The 21,280-nt window shown below is 53.4% G+C and carries 21 protein-coding genes and 2 tRNA genes; 12 read left to right on the forward strand and 11 right to left on the reverse strand.

All coding sequences use genetic code 11. From position 1 onward, the window contains the following. The first annotated feature begins 48 nt into the window (after positions 1-48). Positions 49-2,103, forward strand: a complete 2,055-nt coding sequence (helD, locus tag ACM615_RS15930; protein ID WP_431012160.1) for a DNA helicase IV — start codon at positions 49-51, stop codon at positions 2,101-2,103. Positions 2,104-2,180: 77 nt separating this feature from the next. Here the strand turns inward: helD and mgsA are convergent, their stop codons facing one another. After that, positions 2,181-2,642, reverse strand: a complete 462-nt coding sequence (gene mgsA / locus ACM615_RS15935; RefSeq protein WP_112287389.1) for a methylglyoxal synthase — start codon at positions 2,640-2,642, stop codon at positions 2,181-2,183. A gap of 118 nt (positions 2,643-2,760) precedes the next feature. Then, the gene (locus tag ACM615_RS15940; protein ID WP_112287390.1) at positions 2,761-3,411 is read right to left on the reverse strand and encodes a YccT family protein; all 651 of its coding nucleotides are present in this window, start codon (positions 3,409-3,411) and stop codon (positions 2,761-2,763) included. 188 nt (positions 3,412-3,599) lie between these two features. Here ACM615_RS15940 and ACM615_RS15945 point away from each other — a divergent pair, with 188 nt between their 5' ends. Continuing rightward, positions 3,600-4,013: a CoA-binding protein gene (locus tag ACM615_RS15945; RefSeq protein WP_120506888.1), complete on the forward strand. Its 414-nt coding sequence runs from the start codon at positions 3,600-3,602 to the stop codon at positions 4,011-4,013. 93 nt (positions 4,014-4,106) lie between these two features. On the opposite strand, the gene hspQ is transcribed toward ACM615_RS15945, so the two are convergent. Further along, a complete protein-coding gene (hspQ, locus tag ACM615_RS15950; RefSeq protein ID WP_159281027.1) occupies positions 4,107-4,424 on the reverse strand; it encodes a heat shock protein HspQ in 318 nt (105 codons plus the stop codon). Between the two features lie 137 nt (positions 4,425-4,561). After that, positions 4,562-5,755, reverse strand: coding sequence for a 23S rRNA (cytosine(1962)-C(5))-methyltransferase RlmI (gene rlmI, locus ACM615_RS15955; RefSeq protein WP_431012161.1), 1,194 nt, complete (start codon positions 5,753-5,755; stop codon positions 4,562-4,564). A 98-nt stretch (positions 5,756-5,853) separates the two neighbouring features. Between rlmI and yccX the strand changes: the two genes are divergently transcribed. Further along, entirely contained in the window at positions 5,854-6,132 is a 279-nt protein-coding gene (gene yccX / locus ACM615_RS15960; protein ID WP_431012162.1) for an acylphosphatase, read from the forward strand. 6 nt (positions 6,133-6,138) lie between these two features. Here yccX and tusE read toward each other — a convergent pair whose 3' ends face one another. Together tusE and yccA are read right to left on the reverse strand one after the other, a co-directional pair. After that, positions 6,139-6,468, reverse strand: a complete 330-nt coding sequence (tusE, locus tag ACM615_RS15965; RefSeq protein WP_112287395.1) for a sulfurtransferase TusE — start codon at positions 6,466-6,468, stop codon at positions 6,139-6,141. A 107-nt stretch (positions 6,469-6,575) separates the two neighbouring features. Further along, positions 6,576-7,241, reverse strand: a complete 666-nt coding sequence (gene yccA / locus ACM615_RS15970; RefSeq protein ID WP_112287404.1) for an FtsH protease modulator YccA — start codon at positions 7,239-7,241, stop codon at positions 6,576-6,578. 387 nt (positions 7,242-7,628) lie between these two features. Between yccA and ACM615_RS15975 the strand changes: the two genes are divergently transcribed. Continuing rightward, positions 7,629-7,716 (forward strand) — tRNA-Ser (locus ACM615_RS15975). A 195-nt stretch (positions 7,717-7,911) separates the two neighbouring features. Next, positions 7,912-7,999, forward strand: a tRNA-Ser gene (locus tag ACM615_RS15980). Between the two features lie 59 nt (positions 8,000-8,058). Here ACM615_RS15980 and ACM615_RS15985 read toward each other — a convergent pair. Then, positions 8,059-9,003 carry an AraC family transcriptional regulator gene (locus ACM615_RS15985; protein ID WP_431012163.1) on the reverse strand — a complete coding sequence of 315 codons (945 nt, stop codon included), beginning with the start codon at positions 9,001-9,003 and terminating at the stop codon, positions 8,059-8,061. Between the two features lie 118 nt (positions 9,004-9,121). Here ACM615_RS15985 and ACM615_RS15990 point away from each other — a divergent pair, with 118 nt between their 5' ends. The 5 genes from ACM615_RS15990 (at position 9,122) to ACM615_RS16010 (ending at position 15,972) form a co-directional block, all read left to right on the forward strand. After that, the gene (locus ACM615_RS15990) at positions 9,122-10,012 is read left to right on the forward strand and encodes an SDR family oxidoreductase (protein ID WP_431012164.1); all 891 of its coding nucleotides are present in this window, start codon (positions 9,122-9,124) and stop codon (positions 10,010-10,012) included. Positions 10,013-10,210: 198 nt separating this feature from the next. Beyond that, the gene (locus ACM615_RS15995) at positions 10,211-11,299 is read left to right on the forward strand and encodes an ABC transporter substrate-binding protein (protein WP_132965279.1); all 1,089 of its coding nucleotides are present in this window, start codon (positions 10,211-10,213) and stop codon (positions 11,297-11,299) included. 87 nt (positions 11,300-11,386) lie between these two features. Beyond that, positions 11,387-13,156 (forward strand): ABC transporter permease, encoded by a 1,770-nt coding sequence (locus ACM615_RS16000; protein ID WP_013574892.1) that lies wholly within the window; start codon positions 11,387-11,389, stop codon positions 13,154-13,156. Next, positions 13,149-14,216: an ABC transporter ATP-binding protein gene (locus ACM615_RS16005; protein WP_120161291.1), complete on the forward strand. Its 1,068-nt coding sequence runs from the start codon at positions 13,149-13,151 to the stop codon at positions 14,214-14,216. Before ACM615_RS16000 ends, ACM615_RS16005 begins: the two co-directional genes overlap by 8 nt. Before the next feature lie 163 nt (positions 14,217-14,379). Beyond that, the gene (locus tag ACM615_RS16010) at positions 14,380-15,972 is read left to right on the forward strand and encodes a methyl-accepting chemotaxis protein (protein WP_431012179.1); all 1,593 of its coding nucleotides are present in this window, start codon (positions 14,380-14,382) and stop codon (positions 15,970-15,972) included. Between the two features lie 7 nt (positions 15,973-15,979). Here the strand turns inward: ACM615_RS16010 and ACM615_RS16015 are convergent, their stop codons facing one another. After that, on the reverse strand, positions 15,980-16,579 hold the full coding sequence (locus tag ACM615_RS16015) for a cupin (protein ID WP_129638017.1): 600 nt from the start codon (positions 16,577-16,579) through the stop codon (positions 15,980-15,982). 242 nt (positions 16,580-16,821) lie between these two features. Between ACM615_RS16015 and osmE the strand changes: the two genes are divergently transcribed. Continuing rightward, on the forward strand, positions 16,822-17,154 hold the full coding sequence (osmE, locus tag ACM615_RS16020) for an osmotically-inducible lipoprotein OsmE (RefSeq protein ID WP_112291944.1): 333 nt from the start codon (positions 16,822-16,824) through the stop codon (positions 17,152-17,154). 45 nt (positions 17,155-17,199) lie between these two features. Here osmE and ACM615_RS16025 read toward each other — a convergent pair whose 3' ends face one another. Further along, positions 17,200-18,927, reverse strand: coding sequence for a potassium/proton antiporter (locus ACM615_RS16025; protein ID WP_112291941.1), 1,728 nt, complete (start codon positions 18,925-18,927; stop codon positions 17,200-17,202). 194 nt (positions 18,928-19,121) lie between these two features. Here ACM615_RS16025 and ACM615_RS16030 point away from each other — a divergent pair, with 194 nt between their 5' ends. Then, entirely contained in the window at positions 19,122-19,316 is a 195-nt protein-coding gene (locus ACM615_RS16030) for a hypothetical protein (RefSeq protein WP_112291939.1), read from the forward strand. Between the two features lie 40 nt (positions 19,317-19,356). Here ACM615_RS16030 and ACM615_RS16035 read toward each other — a convergent pair whose 3' ends face one another. Then, positions 19,357-20,670 (reverse strand): NAD(P)/FAD-dependent oxidoreductase, encoded by a 1,314-nt coding sequence (locus ACM615_RS16035; RefSeq protein ID WP_112291937.1) that lies wholly within the window; start codon positions 20,668-20,670, stop codon positions 19,357-19,359. A 50-nt stretch (positions 20,671-20,720) separates the two neighbouring features. After that, complete coding sequence (puuR, locus tag ACM615_RS16040) at positions 20,721-21,278, reverse strand: HTH-type transcriptional regulator PuuR (RefSeq protein ID WP_112291936.1); 558 nt, start codon at positions 21,276-21,278, stop codon at positions 20,721-20,723. Between the last annotated feature and the right edge of the window lie 2 nt (positions 21,279-21,280).

Raw genomic sequence — 21,280 nt, forward strand, 5'->3', positions numbered from 1 at the left:
AACATTACCTTTCCGTCAGGAATTTTAGAGAAAATACGGTGTGATGATATGGAATTGAAATCGACCTCATTCGGGAAACATCTGGCGCAGCATCCGTACAACCGGGTGCGTCTGCTTAATGCGGGCGTTGAAGTCAGTGGCGATAAACATCACTACCTGATCCCTTTTAATCAGCTTATCCAGATCCGATGTAAGCGCGGCATTGTCTGGGGTGAGCTGGAATTTGAATTGCCGGAACAGAAAGTCGTCCGTCTTCATGGTACCGAATGGCAGGAAACTCAGCGGTTTTATCAGTACCTCCTTAATATCTGGCAGACCTGGAGTCAGGAAATGAGCGGGGTTAGCGCGGGGGTATTGCACGGACAAATCGAAAAAATCACGCAGATTGAGCAGCAGGATAAATGGTTCAAACGAGCTGATTTAGCCGATGTACAAAAAGATATTCAGGAAGCCTTTTCTGCGGTTCCGGTGCCCGTCGAACGCCTTAATGATTTTGACAATTGCCGTGATGATTACCAGACCTGCCTGCGCTGGCTGGAGCAAGGTAAGCGCAGCGTCACGCAACGTAATCTCGCCTGGACCGATCGGGTCATTGCGGATAATCGCGATTTTTTCGATACCGTTGAGGTTTCGCCGCTTAACGAAAGTCAGTGTCGCGCCGTGGTCAATGGTGAGGACTCCGTTCTGGTGCTGGCCGGTGCCGGTAGCGGTAAAACATCCGTGCTGGTGGCGCGTGCTGGCTGGTTGTTGCGTCGTCAGGAAGCAATTCCTGAGCAAATACTTCTGCTGGCTTTCGGGCGTCAGGCTGCGGATGAAATGAATACTCGTATTAAAGAACGGCTGCACACTGACGGGATTAAAGCCAAAACCTTCCATGCGCTGGCGTTACAAATTATTCAGGAAGGGAGCAAAAAAGCGCCGAAGATAAGCAAACTCGAAACGGATGCTAAAGCGCGTCGCTCGCTGCTGATCAAAACCTGGCAGCAACAGTGTGCGGAGAAAAAAGTCCAGGCCAGCGGCTGGCGGCAGTGGATGACCGATGAGCTGGAATGGACGGTTCCTGACGGCGATTACTGGAAAAATAAATCGCTGGCAGAACGTCTCGGTAGCCGCCTCGAACGCTGGCTCAGCCTGATGCGGATGCACGGCGGCAGTCAGACAGAAATGATTGAAAGTGCGCCGGAAGAAGTCAGAGACCTGTTCACGAAACGCATTCGCCTGATGGCGCCGCTGATGAAAGCCTGGAAAACCGCGCTCAAAGATGAGGGCGCGGTAGATTTCTCTGGGCTCATCCATCAGGCGGTGAATATTCTGGAAAAAGGCCGCTTTGTCAGCCCGTGGAAGCATATTCTGGTGGATGAATTTCAGGATATTTCTCCACAGCGCGCATTGCTGCTCTCGGCATTACGCAAGCTCAACAAACACACCAGTTTATTTGCGGTCGGGGACGACTGGCAGGCGATTTACCGTTTCAGTGGCGCCGAGCTTTCGCTTACCACTGCCTTTGCGACAAACTTTGGCGAAGGGGCGCAATGTGCGCTGGATACCACATACCGGTTCAACGATCGTATCGGTGAGATTGCTAATAAGTTCGTCCAGCAAAACCCTCATCAGCTGAAAAAACCGCTGAACAGTCTGACCAAAGGTAATAAGAAGAATGTCGTGATCCTGCCTGAGGACCAGATGGAAAAACTGCTGGATAAACTCAGCGGATATGTCACAGCCGACGAGAGGATTCTGGTACTGGCGCGCTATCACCATCTGCGTCCGCAAATTCTCGAGAAGGCGGCAACGCGCTGGCCAAAACTCAATCTGGAATTTATGACCATTCACGCCAGTAAAGGGCAACAGGCGGAATATGTGATTATCGTCGGGCTGCATGAAGGGAGCGACGGTTTCCCGGCGGCGGCGCGCGAATCCCTTCTGGAAGAAGTCCTGCTTCCGAAACCCGAAGACTTTATGGATGCTGAAGAGCGGCGTTTACTGTATGTGGCCATGACGCGGGCGAAGCATCAGGTCTGGCTGATGCAGGATAAACAGCGTCCGTCAGTATTTGTGGAACAACTGGAAGATATTGGCGTACCGGTGCAGCGTAAACCCTGAAACGAGAAAACCCGGCAATCGCCGGGTTTTCTTTTTTGCTTTGATGCTTACTGCATTTATCAGCGCGAGAATTTAAATCACTCTTTCAGGCGCGACCATAAATAGCGCTGATAGTCGGGAATCACAATATCGACTTCAGACTGGAATAACGGGGAATTGATCAGGAAATCCGCTGTCGCCACATTGGTCGCTACCGGAATATTCCACACCGTTGCCAGACGCAGCAGGGCTTTCACATCGGGGTCATGCGGAACCGCATTCAGCGGATCCCACAGAAAAATCAGCAAATCGATTTTGCCTTCGGCAATCATCGCGCCAACCTGCTGATCGCCACCCATCGGGCCGCTCAGCATACTTTTTACATTGATGCCGGTATTACGCTGTACCAGATTACCGGTGGTGCCGGTAGCGTAGAGAACATGTTTGGAAAGTTCGGCGACGTTTTTGTCGACCCATTTCATCAGGGTGTTTTTACAATGGTCATGCGCGACCAGAGCAATGTGTTTTTGTTTTGCGATCGTACGGGTCGTGTATTCCATCAAATTCCCTTCCACGCGAAAGTAAGAGTGGATCACAGAATACTGAAAGTCCGTTTTACTGCAAAGGGCGGGGGCGATAATTCAGTGTTTACAGAGAGATTGCGTGATGCAGGTTAAGTTACGACGTCCGTTCCTGTTCACCTGGCAGCTTAAACCAGAGCAGAAATTGTTCGAAGCTGGCGTTAGCAGCCAGTCGTGTCCATAGCGGATGGAGATAAGTGATTGAAATTTTCGACGGTGTTTCCTGAGCCAGTGCCGTTTTTTTATCCGTGAAGCCTTTCGCGAACAAAGGTACGGCTGCACGCGCGCCGGACAAATTGTACGTGACCATCAATTTTTCAGCGTCCGAGGTGTGTCCGGGATTAAACATATTCAGCACATCACGCTGCGTCGGTATTTGGCGACCCTGATCATCAACCAGCTGATAGTTCATTTGCTTATTAAATTGCGCTGCTTCGGTTTCGTTGCTCAGTTTGGGCAAAACGAAAGAAACGGAACGACTGCTTTTAGCGTTGAACGTCACAATAAGCGCAGGGGAGTGATACATCGGCATCAAGCCGGCGCGAAGATTCTTGCTGACCTGAAACAGGATCTGATGCTGACCGCCGTCGAGTTCCAGACTGTCCGCACCTTTCAGAATAGCGCCAGACATTTGTTTGCCGTCGATCACCAGAACGTCAACATCCGGAGACAATTTGAGTGAGGTCGCCGAAGCTGACGCCATCAGGCTGAGACTCGCTAATGCGACCAGCGCATGACAGACTTTCATTCTTCCCTCCCCAAATACCAAATTGCTCATCGTCTATTATTCAGCAATGGCGATAATGTGTCAAAGTTTTACAAAATGTTTTTAATTAACACGAGCAAGGTGAGGCAAGTCGCCTTTTTGATCCACGGGCTGTCGGAATAGCCAGCCTGCGTTACACTTAACGAATACAGGTAAAAGGAGATAATCCCGTGCAAGATAATGATATTCGCAAGATTCTTGAAGAAGTGAAAACTATCGCACTGGTCGGTGCGAGTGACAATCCGGGGCGTCCAAGCTATGGCGTGATGGCGTATCTGCTTTCTCAGGGCTATGAGGTGATCCCGGTCAGCCCGAAACTGGCAGGCAAGGAGTTACTGGGGCAAAAAGCCTATGGTTCACTGGCAGAAATTCCGCATCCGGTAGATATGGTCGATGTATTTCGTAATGTCGATGCCGCGTATGGCGTGGCGCAGGAGGCGATTGCCATTAAAGCCAAAGTGCTGTGGCTTCAGTTAGACATTATCAATGAACAGGCTGCCGTACTGGCAAAAGAGGCCGGATTAAAAGTCGTGATGGATCGTTGTCCAAAAATCGAAATCCCGCGTCTGGGGATGGAAAAGTAACCGCCATCTTTAATCAGCAAAGAAATTTAGCAATAAAAAAAACCGGCCATCGAAGCCGGTTTTTAATTTTAAGAGTGTGCCGCAGGAGCAGACTTAGTTACGCAGGCGTGGCGCCATCAGCTGTCTGCGGACTGATTCAGCCAGGTCATCCAGAGACGTTTGCTCCGGATGAAAACGCGCGGCTTCGTGATCAATCTGAATCTCTGCCAGATAGGTATGAACCGGCTGGCCTTCTTCATCTTCCATCACCACATGATACCAGGGAGCGGTGCGCATGGAGTCATCAGCGGCGACATCGTCGACACCGGGCTTTTCGAGCGAATACTCTGCATCGACATCAATCACCACACCTAAGTAACCTAACAGTCTGTGGCGAACCTGCTGGCCGATACCGAATTTACTGGCAATCATAGTCACCTCCCAAAATAATTCATTGATCTCTATATGGAGATAAAACGCGCTATTTCAAGTTATGACCGCTCATTCTGCTAAAAATTCGACGGCGTGTCGTCAGTACAGCACGCCGCGCTTAGTCTGTCAGACTCTTTTCAGTTCATCACCAGGCAGGCGAAACCTTTCAGATACAAGCCTTCCGGATAGGCGCCGGTCACCGGATGATCGGCGGCCTGACGGAATTGCTCAACGAACTGAATTTCGCGTCCTGCATCGAGTGCGGCATCGGCCAGAATTTTCTGGAACAAATCTGTTGGCAGCAAGCCGGAACAGGAGAAGCTCAGCAGGATACCGCCCGGGCGAAGCAGTTGCAGCGCCAGCATATTGATATCTTTGTAGCCACGACAGGCGCTCGCCAGCTGGTTTTTGTTCTCAACGAATTTCGGCGGATCCATTACGATCATGTCGAAGTGCTGGCCTTCGGTGCGGTATTTACGCAACAGCTGGAAAACGTCTTCACGCACGAATTCGGCTTTCGACAGATCCAGCTTGTTCAGTTCCACGTTCTGACGTGCCACGTCAAGCGCTGCCTGAGAGGTATCCACGTTAGTGACTTTCGTACAGCCGCCCATCAGCGCAGATACCGCAAACGCGCCGGTGTAAGAGAAACAGTTCAGAACGTTACGGCCTGCAGCATAGTTACGTGCGGCAAGACGGCTGTCGCGCTGATCGAGGTAGAAGCCGGTTTTGTGGCCTTCCTTGATATCCACCAGCAGGCTCATGCCGTGTTCCTGAATTGGTAGCAGGGCAGGCGGCTCATCGCCGACCACATGTCCCTGAGTCAGTTCCAGGCCTTCTTTTTTACGCACGGCGACGTCTGAACGGTCCCAGATTGCGCATTCCGGATAGCAATGTTGCAGGGCAGCAATCAGCGGCGCACGCTGATATTCGGCACCCGCTGACAGCAGTTGCAGCACCAGGAAATTCTGGAAGCGATCGATGGTGATGCCCGGCAGACAGTCGGATTCACCTGCAATCAGGCGGTAACCGTCCAGCCCGTCGCGCTTAGCGATATAATCGCGCCAGTTTTGCGCTTGTTGCAGACGGCGGATAAAGAATTCAATGTCGATATCTTCGTCTTGCTTGAACGTCCAGACACGCGCACGGATCTGAGAAGACGGTGAATAGGCACCGCGTGCCAGCCATTTTCCCTGACTGTCTACAATATCTATAGTCTCGCCGGAATTGGCTTTGCCTTCGACACGGTGTACCGCGCCGGAAAATACCCACGGATGGCGGCGGAGAAGTGATTTTTCACGGCCTTTGGCCAGAATTAAACGTGCAGTCATAAAATTAGGTTCTGTCGGTTCGGAGACAAAAAAGAGCGACATTGTCCGGTCATGCAGGTGAAATTGCAACGAACCATACCGCTAACGGAGAGAAAATTATGGCAACAGTCAGTATAGCCGCCTATGTGTACGGCATGGTGCAGGGCGTGGGTTTTCGTTTTGCGACCCAACATCAGGCCACCGGTTTAGGTCTGACCGGTTACGCAAAAAATCTTGAGGATGGCAGCGTCGAAGTGGTGGCGTGCGGCGAACAGGAAAAGGTAGAACAGCTGCTGGCCTGGTTGAGGCAGGGTGGGCCGAAGCATGCACGGGTAGATCGTGTGCTCAGCGAGCCGACCGCACCCGGCCATTACAGTGATTTCAAAATCAAATACTGAAGCCTTTTACAGGCACTTCACCGGCTTGGGAAGGCCGGCAATTTTGGTCGCCTGTTTGGCCGGGCCTTTCGGGAACAGCCGGAATAAATAGCGGCTGTTGCCTTTCTCTTCGCCATATTTCTGCGCCATCGCTTTCACCAGCATGCGTACGGCAGGCGAGGTATTGAATTCGAGATAAAACTCGCGCACGAAGCGCACGACTTCCCAGTGGGCGTCGGTAAGCGCGATCCCTTCTTCTTCCGCCAGCAGGGGCGCCATGCCTTCCTGCCAGTCCTGACTGTTTTTCAGGTAACCCTGAGCGTCGGTTTCAATAACCTGACCTTCAAACTGCAGCATACAACCTCAAACCCGTAAAAATGCGGCGGTCAGTTTATCAAAAATGCCGGTCAGACAAAATAAAAAGCCCCGCACAAGGGCGGGGCTTAGAGGACCATCCGGTATCATCAGTTACGCGATGACAGACCCAGGATGCTCAGCAGGCTGACAAAGATGTTGTACAGCGAGACATACAGGCTCACGGTCGCGCGAATATAGTTGGTTTCGCCGCCATGAATAATGTTGCTGGTTTCCCACAAAATCGCGCCCGCAGAGAACAGAATAAACAGGCAACTGATTGCCAGCGACAGCGCCGGAATTTGCAGGAACAGGTTAGCGATCACCGCCACCAGCAGCACAACAAAACCTGCCATCATCATGCCGGAAAGGAACGACATGTCTTTGCGCGTGGTCAGCACGTAGGCTGAACAACAGAAGAACACCAGTGCGGTACCGCCCAGTGCCAGCATAATAATGTCACCGGCACCGACCGAAAGCAGCGAGCTCAGCAAAGGGCCGAGCGTATAACCCATAAAGCCGGTCAGCGCGAAAGCGGACAAAATACCCGCAGGGCTATTCGCTGTGCGGTAAGTCAGGAACATCAGGCCATAGAAGCCAACGAGGGTCAGCAGAAAACCGGGGGACGGCAATCTCAGAACCGTACTTGCCGTCGCAGTAATTGCGGAAACGCCCAAAGTCAGCGCCAGCAGAAAATAAGTATTACGCAGCACCCGGTGCGTGCTTAGCAACGAGCCAGCGCGTGATGATGACGAAGATGCAACGATACGATCCATGCGGTTCATAATAAAATTCTCACTTAAGCCCTTCATACTTTGTGTCGCAGATGCGTTAGCTTCGCCCGGTCACCTGAATCACTTACCTGTGTAAGCTCATCGGGATTCCCTCTCTTGCCGCCTTCCTGCGACCCAAATTATTTTGGGTATCTAATTGGAGTCGGTGAAAATACAAACAGGTTGCAGTGTAAGTAGTTGCGGAGCGTCATTAAAGACGTTTTACCCTTCTTTACCTGCTCAGGGCGGGCAGGGCGCGGTTTTCTGGCTTCAAAATCGCCGAAATGATGCTTAAATCGCCGCTTGCAAGCCGAGTGCCTGTTTTTCAGGCAAACGAACAGAATCTGACTTTACAAGAGGATCGGCACTGTTTATAGTTCGCTTCGTTGCGGAGGGGTGGCCGAGCGGCTGAAGGCACCGGTCTTGAAAACCGGCGATGGGAAACCATTCAAGAGTTCGAATCTCTTCTCCTCCGCCATAAACAACACAAGAAAGCTGCTAAGTGATTAGCGGCTTTTTTTGTATCTGCGATTTATGCGCGACTTTGTGCAGACAATTTAAATGCTCATAAAATCAACAAACTAGACTGAAAATAATGATTGCATCTTTTCCTCGGTCTTGTATACTACGCCCCGTACTGAACGACTGACGTCGCGAAGTGCTTGTTGTTTACGGAGGGGTGGCCGAGCGGCTGAAGGCACCGGTCTTGAAAACCGGCGATGGGAAACCATTCGAGAGTTCGAATCTCTCCTCCTCCGCCATAAACAACACATCAAAGCTGCTAAGCAATTAGCGGCTTTTTTTGTGTCTGAAATTCGACTCATTCCGCAATTACTGTATTTTCTACGTCCGATTCTTCTTTCTGCCCGTACTTCCCCGGCGAACATCCTAATGTGCGTTTGAACGCCGTACTGAACGCGCTTTCTGATTCGTACCCGAGCGACAACGCCACAGCTGATACCGGTTCTTTACCGTTCGCCAGCCGGTCTCCGGCCAGCAACATCCGCCAGCGCGTCAGGTATTCCAGCGGCGCACTGCCGACGGCCTGCTTAAATTTCTGCGAAAACACCGAACGCGACATACCCGCTCGTTCAGCCAGCATCTGCACCGTCCAGCGGTTTGCGGGATCCTCATGCATTGCATTCAGTGCCCTGGAAAGTTGCTTATCCGCCAGCGCCGCAAACCAGCCACTGGTTTCACCTGCCGGTGAATTATCGACGTGCATCCGCAGCGCCTGCACCAGCATCATGTGCGCCATATGCTGCGCGATCAGCAATCCGCCAGGCCGCTCATCGCGCAGTTCCTGCATCATACATTCCACTGCCCAGCGCAAACTTTGCCTGTCGGATTCTTTCGAGATATGCACCACTGGCGGCAACATTGCCAGCAGGGTTGAGGCGTTTGCGCCGCTGACTGCAAAACGGCTGCCGGTGAGAAAGAAATCTTTGCCGCCGTTGCAGGAAACAGTCCCACCATCCTGCGCCTGCTGGAAAATCGGCCCGGCGTCGACAGGCGGAAGATTCAGATCGCTCGCCAGCCTGAACGGGCGTCCGCCCGGTAACACAAAACAATCACCTGCTTTGAGATGGACTGCGGCGGGCACGCCATCAACAGCCAGCCAGCATTCACCCGTAATGATGGCGTTGCATTTAATTGACTGATAATGGTCAGGGAATTGCACCGACCATTCGCCACCGGCTTCAAAACCTTTGGACATATAACTGCGCGGCTTCAGCAGTGACAACACATCTGAAAGAGGATCCATCAGTGACTCCGGACGATTGCAAAGATAATACGGACATTAGCGCATAGATCGTCTTTTCTCCAGCGCCTATATTCTTTTACGAAAGCAGCAGATTTAGCCAATTACAGAGGAATTCGCAATGCGTGTATTCGTGACAGGTGCAACAGGTTTTGTCGGTTCTGCGGTGGTACAGGAATTACTGCGCGCAGGCCATCAGGTGCTCGGTTTAGCGCGTTCTGATGCTTCGGCGCAGGCGCTGACAGACGTGGGTGCCGATGTGCATCGCGGCAGTATTGAAGATCTGCACAGTCTGACGTCCGGCGCAGCGCAGGCCGACGGAGTGATCCACACCGCGTTTATTCATGACTTTTCGAAGTTTCTGGAAAACTGTGAAAAAGACCGGCTGGCGATTGGTGCTTTAGGCGCAGCGTTAAAAGGCACAAAAAAACCACTGATCGTGACCTCCGGCACGGCGCTGGTGAGTACCGGACGTCTGGCGACAGAAAATGATTTACCCGATCCGCAGGGACAAAATCCGCGTGTGGCGTCTGATCTTGCCGTTGCTAAGCTGGCAGAGGAGGGCGTGCGGGTTTCACTGGTGCGTCTGCCGCCCTCGGTGCATGGTGCGGGTGATCACGGATTTGTGCCGCTGATTATTGCGACGGCCCGCGAAAAAGGCGAATCAGCGTATCCGGGGAATGGTGACAATCTGTGGCCTGCAGTAAACCGTTTTGATGCTGCGCGTTTGTTTGTGCTGGCGCTGGAGAAGGGCGCGCAGAATGCGATATATCATGCGAACTCAGAGGAAGGCTTACCATTTCGCGACATTGCCACGCTGATTGGTAAGCACCTGAATCTGCCAGTGGTCAGTAAAAACGGGCAAGATCTGGCGGCACACTTTGGCTGGTTCACGCATTTTGCTTCGCTAAATAACCCGACGTCCAGCCAGTTCACCCGCGATATTTTGGGCTGGAAACCGGTACATCCGGATCTACTGACCGATATTGATACCGCCGGATATTTTAAATAACTCCCGTTTTCTGACCCTCAAAACAGGTCATTCAGGTGGCCTGTTTTGCATTTTTTGCCGTGGTTTTAATGGTGTTAATTGCCTAAAAAACGCCCCGAATCACAAATTGGGAAGATAAAAACGTTACCCTATTGCCAGTCCGATGTTATGCGTTATGTTGATTTTTAGTTTCCCAAATGTAACTAGAGGTTAACAATAATGTCGAATAAATTACGTATCTCTCTGATTGCTGTGGCTGTAATGATGTCTTCCTCTGCAATGTCTGCATTACCTCAGGGCTATCCGGCCGACTATCAAAAAATCGTCGATGCGGCGACCAAAGAAGGCAAAGTTGTGGTGTATTCCACCACCGACACCAAAGCCGCAGGCCCGCTGATCCAGGGCTTCGAGGCGACTTATCCGGGTATCAAAGTCGAATATAACGACATGAACAGCACCGAACTGTACAACCGTTATATCAGTGAGCAGGCGGCGGGCGGCACCAGCGGTGATGTCGTCTGGAGTTCTTCCATGGATACCGCGCTGAAACTGGCGACAGACTACGCGCAGGAATATAAATCCCCTGAACAGGGTCAGTTACCAAAATGGGCGATGTGGAAAGACAAAGCCTACGGCACGACCTATGAGCCGGTGGTGTTTATCTACAATAAGCGTCTGATCCCGGCCGGTGATGTGCCTGATTCACATGCAGCGCTGGCAAAACTGATCGCCAGCCAGACCGAAAAATTCAACAAAAAAGTCACCACGTACGATATCGAGAAATCCGGTCTCGGCTTCATGTTGTCGGTACAAGATTTCAAAGCCGATCCGAATTATTTCAAAACGCTGGCTGACGTCGCCAAAGGCGGCTTAGCGGTGCAGTCTTCCACCGGCACCATGATGGAACGCGTTTCTTCCGGCGAAAACCTGATCGGCTTCAACATTCTCGGATCTTACGCAGAAGCCCGCGCCAAAACGGATCCGTCGCTGGGGATTTCCTATCCGAAGGATTACACCCTGGTACTTTCCCGCGTGTCTTTCATCAGCCAGGAATCGAAAAACAGCAATGCTGCCAAACTGTGGCTGGACTACGTCTTGTCAGAGAAAGGGCAGAGCATTCTGGCCAATCAGGCTGACATTCCGTCCATCCGCAACGATATCGAAGGCAAAAACGACATCGACGGCATGACCAAAATGTTAGGCAATGCGCTCAAGCCAATCCCGGTCGATGAAACCCTGCTGGAATACCTGCAACAGAAAAAACGCCTGGATTACATCAAACAATGGCGTACCGCTGCTGCCAAGTAGTGGCATATCGAAGCGCGTCACTTTCTGTCGCGCTTCCTTTTTCCTGCCTGATTTCGCTCTCCTTGTTTCTAACCGAAGGGAAGTAACATGAATGCATTGCGCAGAAAGTGGCAGAGCCTGCCGCGCGGCATTGTGGTGTTGATAACGGCGCTGGTTATCTACATCCCGTTGTCGTTCATCGTGATACAAAGTTTCCTCTCCGCGCCGTTCTTTTCCCCATCAAAAGAATGGAGCCTCGAATCTTTTGGATTCATCTTTACCGATCCGGATTTCTACAAGGCACTGAAAAGCGGTTTTATTCTGGCTTTCGGGCTGGTGGTGATCGCGATTCCGCTCGGCGGTATCCTGGCGTTCCTGATGGTGCGTACGGATTTACCGGGCAGACGCGTGATTGAACCGCTGATCCTGGTGCCGATTTTCGTCTCGCCGATGGTATTAGGTTTCGGCTACGTAGTGGCTGCCGGTCCGGTCGGGTTCTTCTCGCTGTGGGCGCAGGCTATTCTTGGTTTCGTCCCGTGGAACATTTACGACATGTCGAGCATCGTGGTGATCGCCGGTCTGACACACGTTCCGCACGCGTACCTGTATATCTCCTCGGCGCTGCGCAGCGTCGGGTCGGATGTTGAAGAGGCCGCGCGAACCGCCGGTGCTTCGCCGTTGCAGGTGATGACTGCGGTCAGTCTGCCGATGGTGCGCCCGTCGATTCTGTACGCCACCGTGTTGCTGTTCTTCCTCGGGCTGGAAGTGTTCGGTCTGATGCTGGTGCTCGGCGACCCGGAAGGCAACATGGTGCTGGCGACCTATCTGTATCAGCTGACCAACAAACTCGGCACGCCGTCTTATCATCTGATGGCTGCCGTCGCCGTGGTGCTAATTTGTATCACTATTCCGCTGGTCATGTTGCAGCGCCGCCTGATGCGTACCGCCAACCGTTTCGTCACGGTCAAAGGAAAAGCGTCGCAGGCGCGTGCCTTGCCGCTCGGCAAATGGCGCTGGGTGGCCGGTGCCGTAGTGGCGTTCTGGCTGACGGTCACTATCGGCGTTCCGCTGATTGGCGTGATGCTGCGGGCGTTTATCTCCAACTGGGGCGTCGGTGTCTCCATCTGGGACGAACTGTCGCTTAATACTTTCCGCACCATCTGGGAACAGCCGAACCTGCTGCGTGCGATCGTCAACTCCATGGCCATTGGTGTTATCGGCGGCGCGCTGGCGGTGGCCTGTTATCTGTTTATCGGCATCGCGATGCACCGTAAACCGGACGGCGTCACCCGTTTCCTCGATTACAGCGTGCTGGTGCCGCGTGCGGTGCCGGGGCTGCTGGCCGGTCTGGCCTTCCTGTGGGTGTTCCTGTTCCTGCCGATGTGGCTGGATAACGCGCTCAAATCCGGCTGGCTTTCGGGTATGCCATGGTCGCAGTGGCTGCGCGATAACCTGGTGGTCTGGCTGCGATCGCTGCGCAGCACGATTTTTAGCGTCTGGCTGGCGTATACCGTGGTGTGGATGGCGTATGGTCTGCGGCTGATTTCCTCGACGCTGTTGCAGGTCGGGCCGGAACTGGAAGAAGCGGCGCGCAGTACCGGCGCAACCCGCGGGCAGATCACCCGTCATGTCACCATTCCGCTGTCGCGTTACGGTCTGATTGGCTCGTGGCTGCTGATGTTCCTGATTTTCGAGCGCGAATATTCCACCGGTGTGTATCTGCTTTCGCCAGGTACGGAAACCATCGGCTCGATGCTGGTTTCCCTGTGGGCGGCGGGCGCCATTGATATTGTGGCCGCGCTCTCCTTTATTAACATCCTGCTGGTGGTGTTAGGTCTGGGTATTGCCCTTCGTTTTGGAGTCAAATTACATGATTGAATTATCGGTCGACAATCTGCACTTAACCTACGGCGACAATCCGGTGTTAAAAGGCGTTTCGATGGATCTGAAACGTGGTGAAGTGGTATCACTGCTCGGACCTTCCGGCAGCGGAAAAACCACTTTATTGCGTGCGGTCGCCGGACTGGAAAAACCAGTCAAAGGCACCATCGTTATCGGCAAAAATAAAGTTTACGACGGCACTCCGCGCAGCGAAATTCCGGCCGAAGAACGCAATCTCGGGCTGGTATTCCAGTCTTACGCCCTGTGGCCGCACAAAACAGTATTCGAGAACGTGGCGTATCCGCTGAAACTGCGCAAAGTTTCTGCCGGTGAAATCACCCGGCGTGTGCAGGATGTTCTGAACCAGCTCGGCCTCGGACATCTGGGCAAACGCCATCCGCATCAGCTTTCCGGTGGTCAGCAACAGCGTGTGGCGATTGGCCGTGCGCTGGTGTACAACCCGCCGGTAATTTTGCTTGATGAGCCGCTGTCGAACCTCGACGCCAAATTGCGTGAAGAAGCGCGCGTGTTCCTGCGCGAACTGATCATCAAACTGGGGCTGTCGGCGCTGATGGTGACGCACGACCAGAACGAAGCGATGGCGATTTCAGACCGCATTCTGCTGCTCAATAACGGCAAAATCGAACAACAGGGCACGCCGCAGGAAATGTACGGCTCGCCGAAAACACTGTTTACCGCAGAGTTTATGGGCAGCAACAACCGTCTGCACGGCAAAGTCACCGAAGTGCGCGACGGCAAAGCGCGCATCGAAGGCAGCGGCTGGGTGCTGTGGGGACAGGCGGGAGAGGGCGTGCAGGCCGGGCAGGAGGGCACGGCAGTGATCCGCGTCGAACGCGTGGTGCTGGCGGACGGACCGGGCGAGAATCAGCTGGAATTACCGTTGCTGACCAGCATGTATCTCGGTGATCGCTGGGAATATCTGTTCCGCACGGCTGGCGATGATTTTGTCATTCGTGCGTATGGCACCGATGTGCGAGATCCGCAGCACTGCCACCTGAAGCTACCCGAACAGCATGTCTGGATCTTTCCCAAATAATACCCGTCATACTTAAAGCTGCAGCTTCAATTATTTAGGGTATTACCGGAAGTCGGACAATTTATTGAAATATTTCTGTCATTTCCCGCGCGTAAAATTCTGCTTCCTGTTTAAATAATGCAGAATAATCATGATTTTAACCACTCGCTCACTTACTGGTAAGATGCCATTCAACAGATTGTTTCGATCTGCTTTCTTCAGACGTCCACGGGGAATACTTTTTGGGGTAATTTGTGTTATCGCCCTGTTTTCTGCTTTGCAGATTTTCTCCACTGTCGTGCTCACCAAAATCCTTCAGGATGCGCGAAACAACGTGATCGCCACCGAAAGTTTGCGTCAGCAACAAGCCGTGATGGATAAAGCCCGCATGGAATTGCTGATGGCCAGTGACAAACTCAACCGTGCTGGCATTTATTACATGCAGGATAAAGAAACCGGCTCGGTCGGCAGCTGGAACAGCCTGATGGAAGAATCGCTCGGCTCACTGACCGCATCGCAGAAAGCCTTCACGCAGTTTCAGGAGATGACCAAAGACGGCAATCAGGCCGCGACGGAGCTGAAAGCCAGCTACCAGATGTTTTATGACGGTCTGCGCGAACAGGCGGGTGGCCTGCAAAAGAACAACAATATCGATTCCTTCTTTGAAGTGCCGATCCAGGCGTTTCAGGATGACTTCAGCCAGAAATATTATGCTTATCTGGACGTTAACGAGCACACGGCGGTGTCGCTCAGCGACAGATTGCTGAATGCGTTGTCACAGGCGAAAACCCTGTTTATGGGCGCGCTGATGATTCTGGCGGTGATCGCAGTGCTGGTCTGGCGCGGTGTGTCTGCGTGGATTATCCGACCGCTGCAACGCATGATCGGGCACATCAGCGTGCTGGCTGCCGGGGATTTATCGCGGGATGTCGAAGACGATAATGCGCGGGTGATCGAAGTCCGTGAACTGGGTGTCAGCCTGCGCAATATGCAGCGCGGCCTGCAAAAACTGGTCAGCGAAGTCCGTGACGCCTCGGCGCATATCATGCTGAACATTGATCAGATGGCAAAAGGCAACGAGGAATTGTCGGCGCAGGCGGCGATTCAAAGCGGGGAACTGCGAGCTGCCACCGAACACATCACTCACCTCAATGAGCGCGTGAAAGAAAATGCCGCCCATGCCCGGCAGGCCACCCGACAGGCCGAACAGGCGAAAGGCGTAGCGACCCGCGGCGGCGAAGTGATGGGGCAGGTGGACACGGCGATGAAGGAGATTGTCAGCCAGTCCTCGGAAATGAGCAGTATTGTTTCTATGATTGACAGCGTGGCATTCCAGACCAATATTCTGGCGCTGAATGCGGCGATTGAAGCGGCGCACGCCGGTCAGCACGGACGCGGCTTTGCGGTGGTGGCGAAAGAAATCGGCCTGCTGGCGCAAAAGAGCAGCCATTCAACGCGGGGTATCCATCAGCTGATTGATGATTCCGTGCAGCAGATTGGCCGTGGTTCGGCGTCTGTGACGGTGCTCAGTCAGAGCCTGGAGGAGATTATCCATATCTTCAACGGTCTGAGTGCGCTGGTCAGTGAGATTTCAGAGGCGACGTTGTATCAGGGGCAAAGTGTTCACGATGTCTCCGAACGCATCACCGCACTTAATCATGTGACGCTGCAAAACGGCAAACTGGCCGATCACGCGGCGGCGTCTTCCCAGCAGTTACTGGATCAGTCGCAGCGTCTGGAAAAGGCCGTCGCGCGGTTTGCCCTGACGGCGGCGTAATCAATCTTTATTTCTGATGCCACACCAGCATGCTGCCTTCAGTGTGTCCGGTCACCGGATCCGTAGCGGGCAGCGGCACGGCATTTACCGCTTTGGTGCGTGCTGCGAGTTGTGGCAGTTCGTCATGACAAAGGTCAGCTTTCACATCCGGCGGATACGCGCCGACCAGCATGAAATCTTCATCGGCTGAAATCTGTTTATGGCCGATCCCGGCCGGAAGCAACAACACATCCCCTACGTTTACCTCAATAATTTTTCCGTGCTCGCCGCCGAGTTGCAGCTTTGCGCTACCGGCATAAACACCCAGCGCTTCATGAGTGTTGGAGTGAAAATGCGTAAAGGTATACACCGGATAGCGCCACTGCGGCGGCCAGCCGTTGGTACGGAAAAGGTGTTCGAGGTATTCCGCATTATCAGAGGTATCGGGGGGAATGACGCGGTGATAAATCAGCACCGGCAATGCGTTATTCGGCACACCGCCGTCGGGTTTATTAATCAGCAGTGTATCCATAGCAACCTCTCTGGCAGTCGCGAAGGCCATACGTGGCATCGGTATCAGGGCGAGCACGCCCAGCAAAGTAACAAACCGGCGTCGATCCAACAGCATCAGGCAGGGCTCCTTATCGCGCAATCAATGGCTTACCTCTTTCATGTATAGAACAAAAGAACCTGAAAATCCTCTTTTTGGAAACATAAAAACATTTGAGAGAGAAGGGTTGCGGGAGGAAGACGGTTATCAGAAAAAACTTAAAATATGTAGCAATCAACATATAAAAGTCATATTGGCTGGCGAAATCCTTTATGTCCTCTATGCTTAACAATACAAAAAGTACTCAGGAGGAGAAGTTTATGAATAAGAAAATGTTACTTGTGGTTGCTACAGCTGTTTCTGTATTGGCAGGGTGTCAGACTTACGATCGCGCAGCAAGCTACGTTAAAGAGCCTGTCGTCAGCGACGTTAAAGTCGGTATGACCAAATCTCAGGTTCGTGCAATTGCAGGGCCACCATCGACTGAAGCCACGCTTATCCATGCTAAAGGGACTTGCCAGACTTATGCGGTTGCTCCGCGTGATGGCAAAGCTCAGACCTACTTCGTTAGCTATAACGACACCGGTCATGTCATGAATAAGGGTTATCAGTCCTGTTCAGACTACGATAAAGACCCGCAGGCTGGTCAGTAATTCAATTAACGCTTTCCCCTCGTGAGAGGGGAAGGCGTTAAATCATCAAGCCTTCTGCGTCACAATCCTCACGCCGACTTTACTCACCTGATTCCCGTCCATTTCTGCGATCGTCCACGTCAGCCCGTCCCATTCGATATGGTCACCGATAACCGGTTCACCACCGAGCAGCCTGATCACAAAATGTCCCAGCGTTTGCGACTGATCCACCGTCTCTTCCAGATTCAGACCATAAAGCTGTGAAATCGCATCCAGCGGCGCATCTGCCTGCAAGATAAAGTCACCGAAGAAGCGGTCATCCAGCACCACTTTATTGCTGTCGCTGAACAGTTTACCCAGTTCCGGCAGATCCTTTTCCTGGCCGATCACGCACAGAATATCGCCTTCTTTGAGCCGCGTACTGCCGGTCGGATGCAGCATTTCTTTGCCACGGAATAATGCCGCAATCCGCGTCGCTTTTGGCATTTGCAGGTCACGCAACGCCGCCCCGACGCACCATTTGTCGGAGCCCAGCTGATAGATAAATTGTTCCCAGTCGTTATACACGTCGATATCCAGCCCGACGCGGGAAACCGGCGTCGGCTGCGGTGGCACCAGTACTTTGGCTTTCTTCGCCGCAAAGCCCAGCGACGTACCCTGAAGCAGCAGGGAAACCAGCACGATAAAGAACGCGACGTTGAAATACAGCGTGGCGTTAGGCAGTCCGGCCATCATCGGGAACACCGCCAGAATGATAGGTACCGCGCCACGCAGGCCGACCCACGAAATAAAGACGCGTTCGCGCAGGGTAAAGTTTTTGAACGGGATCAGGCTGACAAACACCGACAGCGGACGTGCCAGCAGGATCATCCACAGTGACAACGCCAGCGCCGCGATAGCAATTGGCAGCAGATCGCTCGGCGTCAGCAGCAAACCGAGCACCAGGAACATGCCAATCTGGCTGAGCCACGCCAGTCCGTCGAAGGTCTGCAAAATGCCGTGACGGTTGCGGATCGGCATATTGCCGAGCATCAGGCCGCACAGATACACCGCCAGAATGCCGCTGCCTTCCAGCGCCATGGTGGCGGCGTAAACCAGCAAACCGCCGCTGAACGCCAGTAACGGATACAGCCCGGCCGCCAGCGTAATCTTATTAATCAGCTTGTGCAGCAACCAGCCACCGCCGACACCAAACACAATGCCGAGGCCGAACTGGCGCACCACATCCACCACAAACATCAGGCTCAGGCCGTGCTGGCCTTTGGAAATCATGTCAATCAGGGTGATGGTCAGGAATACCGCCATCGGGTCGTTGCTGCCGGATTCAATTTCCAGCGTGGCGCTGACACGTTCGTTCAGGCCTTTACCGCCGATAAGTGAGAACACCGCCGCCGCATCGGTTGAGCCGATAATCGCGCCAATCAGCAAACCCTGCATCAGGTTGATATTGAACAGCCACGCGGCAGCCAGCCCGGTCAGACCGGCAGTAATCAGGACACCGACGGTCGCCAGAGACAGTGCGGGCCACAGCGCAACGCGAAAGGAAGAGGCGCGGGTACGCATCCCGCCGTCGAGCAAAATGACGGCCAGCGCCAGGTTACTGACCAGATAGGCGGCGGGGTAATTATCAAACGCAATGCCGCCAATTCCGTCTACGCCCGCCAGCATACCGATGGCGAGGAAAATGACCAAAATAGGGATGCCAAGCTTAGAAGAGAACGAACTGAGCAAAATGCTCGCTGCGACTAACAGGGCGCCAATAAAGAAAAGAGTATTAATCGTGCTGGCGTCCAAGAGCGTTCTCCTTGTAAGGCATGAGTGGTGCGGGGGCGTGCGGTGTCGTCATCAGTGACAATCCCCCTAATTTATCAGGAAAATGAGCGCGTTGCTGGGCTCATTTAAGATTTTTATTAGTTGCAGTTAAGAATAAAAAACTATGCTTAAAGATGAGCGATATCTATGCGAAGTTCATAAAAAAGGAAACCACAATGAGTGAATATACCGGTGTACACCGCGAGGTGATGAAAGACGGGGCGATCAAACATGTGCTGATCCGCGATGCGGCGGGCAATGAGCAGTCGATAGCCGCAAAAGATTACATTTCGCAGGGGATCGAGCCAGATCTGAATGAGTTGCCCGAAGTGGGCACTGACAGTGACTTTCCGGTTGCGGGCAAAGGCTGAATATTCGCTGTTCCCCGCAGGTAATCTGCGGGGAACAGGGTTACACGCCTAAACGATCGCGCAGCGAATAGTACGCCGCGCCGAGCATGGTAAACGGCACCTGGAAGTTGCGGCCACCGAAGAACGGCATGTGCGGCAGACGGGCGAACGCATCGAAACGTTCGGCGTCGCCGCGCAGCATTTCGGTGATGAGCTTCCCGGCCAGATGCGTCAGCGTCACGCCGTGCCCGCTGTCTCCCTGCATGTAATAGATGTTGTTTTCCAGCCGGCCAAACTGCGGCAGGCGCGATAACGTCAGCAGGAAATTGCCGCCCCAGCGGTAATCTATCTTCACGCCTTTTAGCTGCGGGAAGGTGCGGTTGAGCTTGGGCAAGATCACCGAATCGATATTCGGCGGATTTTTGCCGCCGTAGGTCACGCCGCCGCCGTACAACATGCGGTTGTCCGCGGTCAGGCGGAAATAATCGAGCAGGTAATTACAGTCTTCCACACAGTAATTGTTTGGCAAAAGCGATAACGCCATGTCATCCGACAGCGGTTCCGTCGCCACAATCTGCGAGCCGCACGGCATGCTGAGGCGCGTGAGGCGCGGCGCCAGCTGCTGACTCAGATAAGCGTTGCCCGCCAGAATCACATATTTGGCTTTTACCTGACCTTTCGCGGTATGCACTAATGCCGGTTCGCCGTGGTCAATACGCGTCACTGCCGAGCCTTCAAAAATACGCCCGCCATGACGGCGCACCGCTTCGGCCTCGCCCAGCACCAGATTCAGCGGGTGAAGATGACCGCCGTTTTTATCCAGCAGGCCGCCGACATAACGGTCGGTGGCGATCTCGCGGCGTACGGCAGTTTCATCCAGCAGCCGCAGTTCGGTATGACCATAGCGATTCCACAACTTTTGCTGATCGCGCAATTTCGTCAGCTGGCGCGCACTGAGCGCGGCAAAAATACAGCCGGGGCGATAGTCGCAGTCGATGGCGTACTGGTCGATGCGCTGACGGATAATATTCGCGCCTTCAAACATCATGCTGCCGAGCATATCGGCGGTCTGACGTCCGTAACGTTCTTCAATCACATCTATATCGCGGCTGTAGGAATTAACGACCTGTCCGCCGTTTCGCCCGCTGGCGCCCCAGCCGACGCGGGCGGCTTCGAGCACCACTACGTCGTAACCGGCTTCACACAGATATAAAGCGGAAGAAATGCCGGTATAACCGGCACCGACAATACAGACATCGCACTCAATATTGTCAGTCAGTTCCGGCCACGGCGCATGGTTGTTGGCGGAGCTGGCATAATAGCTGTCGGTGTGGGGCACACCGGCAGCGCGGGGACTTCCTGTTTGAGCACTCATGGTGACATCCTTCTTTGGGTTCCCGTTGCCTCGCCCGGAGTCGATGACAACTAGAAGGTATTAGGGGTATGTGCGCTAACAATCCTGCAAATCCGCGTCGAAATATTACTAAAGCTGTGAGGGTTCGCGGTGTTAATGGCATAACTTTGCCCCGCACGCAGCGGGTAACTCTGACCGTTGACGGTTAAGATGATTTCTCCTTCTAACAGGGTGCCGACTTCCTCGCCCTGATGCTTGATCTTATCGCCGGTTGTGCTGCCGGGTTGATAGGTTTCCAGCAACATGGCGACGGTATGGTTCGGTGTGCCGTTATGGACCATGCGCATGGACACGCCGCGGCTGCCGATTTCGATTAAATCCGCCGCATTAATCACGATCCGCGGCTCGTTGCTCTTATGTTCCTCGGCGAAAAATTCTGAAAGTGACAGCCCGTAAACCCGCAATAACTTTTGCAACGTACTGACGGCGGGGCTGACTTTGTCCTGTTCGATGGTGCTGATGGCGCTGTGGGTCAGGCCAGACAACTCGGCGGCTTTGCGTTGGGACATACCGAGTTGCTGGCGAATTTCAGAAAGCCGGCGACCAGGCGCCAGACTGACTTCGCTCATCC

This window comes from Rahnella sp. PAMC25617, from assembly GCF_050606005.1.
In the GTDB taxonomy this organism is placed as follows: Bacteria; Pseudomonadota; Gammaproteobacteria; order Enterobacterales; family Enterobacteriaceae; genus Rahnella; species Rahnella variigena.

Coding starts and splice junctions, on each gene's coding strand:
- helD (WP_431012160.1), top strand. CDS start 49: ATGGAATTGAAATCGACCTCATTCGGGAAACATCTGGCGCAGCATCCG.
- ACM615_RS16000 (WP_013574892.1), top strand. CDS start 11,387: ATGAATGCATTGCGCAGAAAGTGGCAGAGCCTGCCGCGCGGCATTGTG.
- puuR (WP_112291936.1), bottom strand. CDS start 21,278: ATGAGCGAAGTCAGTCTGGCGCCTGGTCGCCGGCTTTCTGAAATTCGC.
- hspQ (WP_159281027.1), bottom strand. CDS start 4,424: ATGATTGCCAGTAAATTCGGTATCGGCCAGCAGGTTCGCCACAGACTG.
- tusE (WP_112287395.1), bottom strand. CDS start 6,468: ATGCTGCAGTTTGAAGGTCAGGTTATTGAAACCGACGCTCAGGGTTAC.
- yccA (WP_112287404.1), bottom strand. CDS start 7,241: ATGGATCGTATCGTTGCATCTTCGTCATCATCACGCGCTGGCTCGTTG.
- ACM615_RS16030 (WP_112291939.1), top strand. CDS start 19,122: ATGAGTGAATATACCGGTGTACACCGCGAGGTGATGAAAGACGGGGCG.
- mgsA (WP_112287389.1), bottom strand. CDS start 2,642: ATGGAATACACGACCCGTACGATCGCAAAACAAAAACACATTGCTCTG.
- ACM615_RS16005 (WP_120161291.1), top strand. CDS start 13,149: ATGATTGAATTATCGGTCGACAATCTGCACTTAACCTACGGCGACAAT.
- ACM615_RS16035 (WP_112291937.1), bottom strand. CDS start 20,670: ATGAGTGCTCAAACAGGAAGTCCCCGCGCTGCCGGTGTGCCCCACACC.
- ACM615_RS15985 (WP_431012163.1), bottom strand. CDS start 9,003: ATGGATCCTCTTTCAGATGTGTTGTCACTGCTGAAGCCGCGCAGTTAT.
- ACM615_RS15940 (WP_112287390.1), bottom strand. CDS start 3,411: ATGAAAGTCTGTCATGCGCTGGTCGCATTAGCGAGTCTCAGCCTGATG.
- ACM615_RS15995 (WP_132965279.1), top strand. CDS start 10,211: ATGTCGAATAAATTACGTATCTCTCTGATTGCTGTGGCTGTAATGATG.
- rlmI (WP_431012161.1), bottom strand. CDS start 5,755: ATGACTGCACGTTTAATTCTGGCCAAAGGCCGTGAAAAATCACTTCTC.
- yccX (WP_431012162.1), top strand. CDS start 5,854: ATGGCAACAGTCAGTATAGCCGCCTATGTGTACGGCATGGTGCAGGGC.
- ACM615_RS15990 (WP_431012164.1), top strand. CDS start 9,122: ATGCGTGTATTCGTGACAGGTGCAACAGGTTTTGTCGGTTCTGCGGTG.
- ACM615_RS16015 (WP_129638017.1), bottom strand. CDS start 16,579: ATGCTGTTGGATCGACGCCGGTTTGTTACTTTGCTGGGCGTGCTCGCC.
- osmE (WP_112291944.1), top strand. CDS start 16,822: ATGAATAAGAAAATGTTACTTGTGGTTGCTACAGCTGTTTCTGTATTG.
- ACM615_RS16010 (WP_431012179.1), top strand. CDS start 14,380: ATGCCATTCAACAGATTGTTTCGATCTGCTTTCTTCAGACGTCCACGG.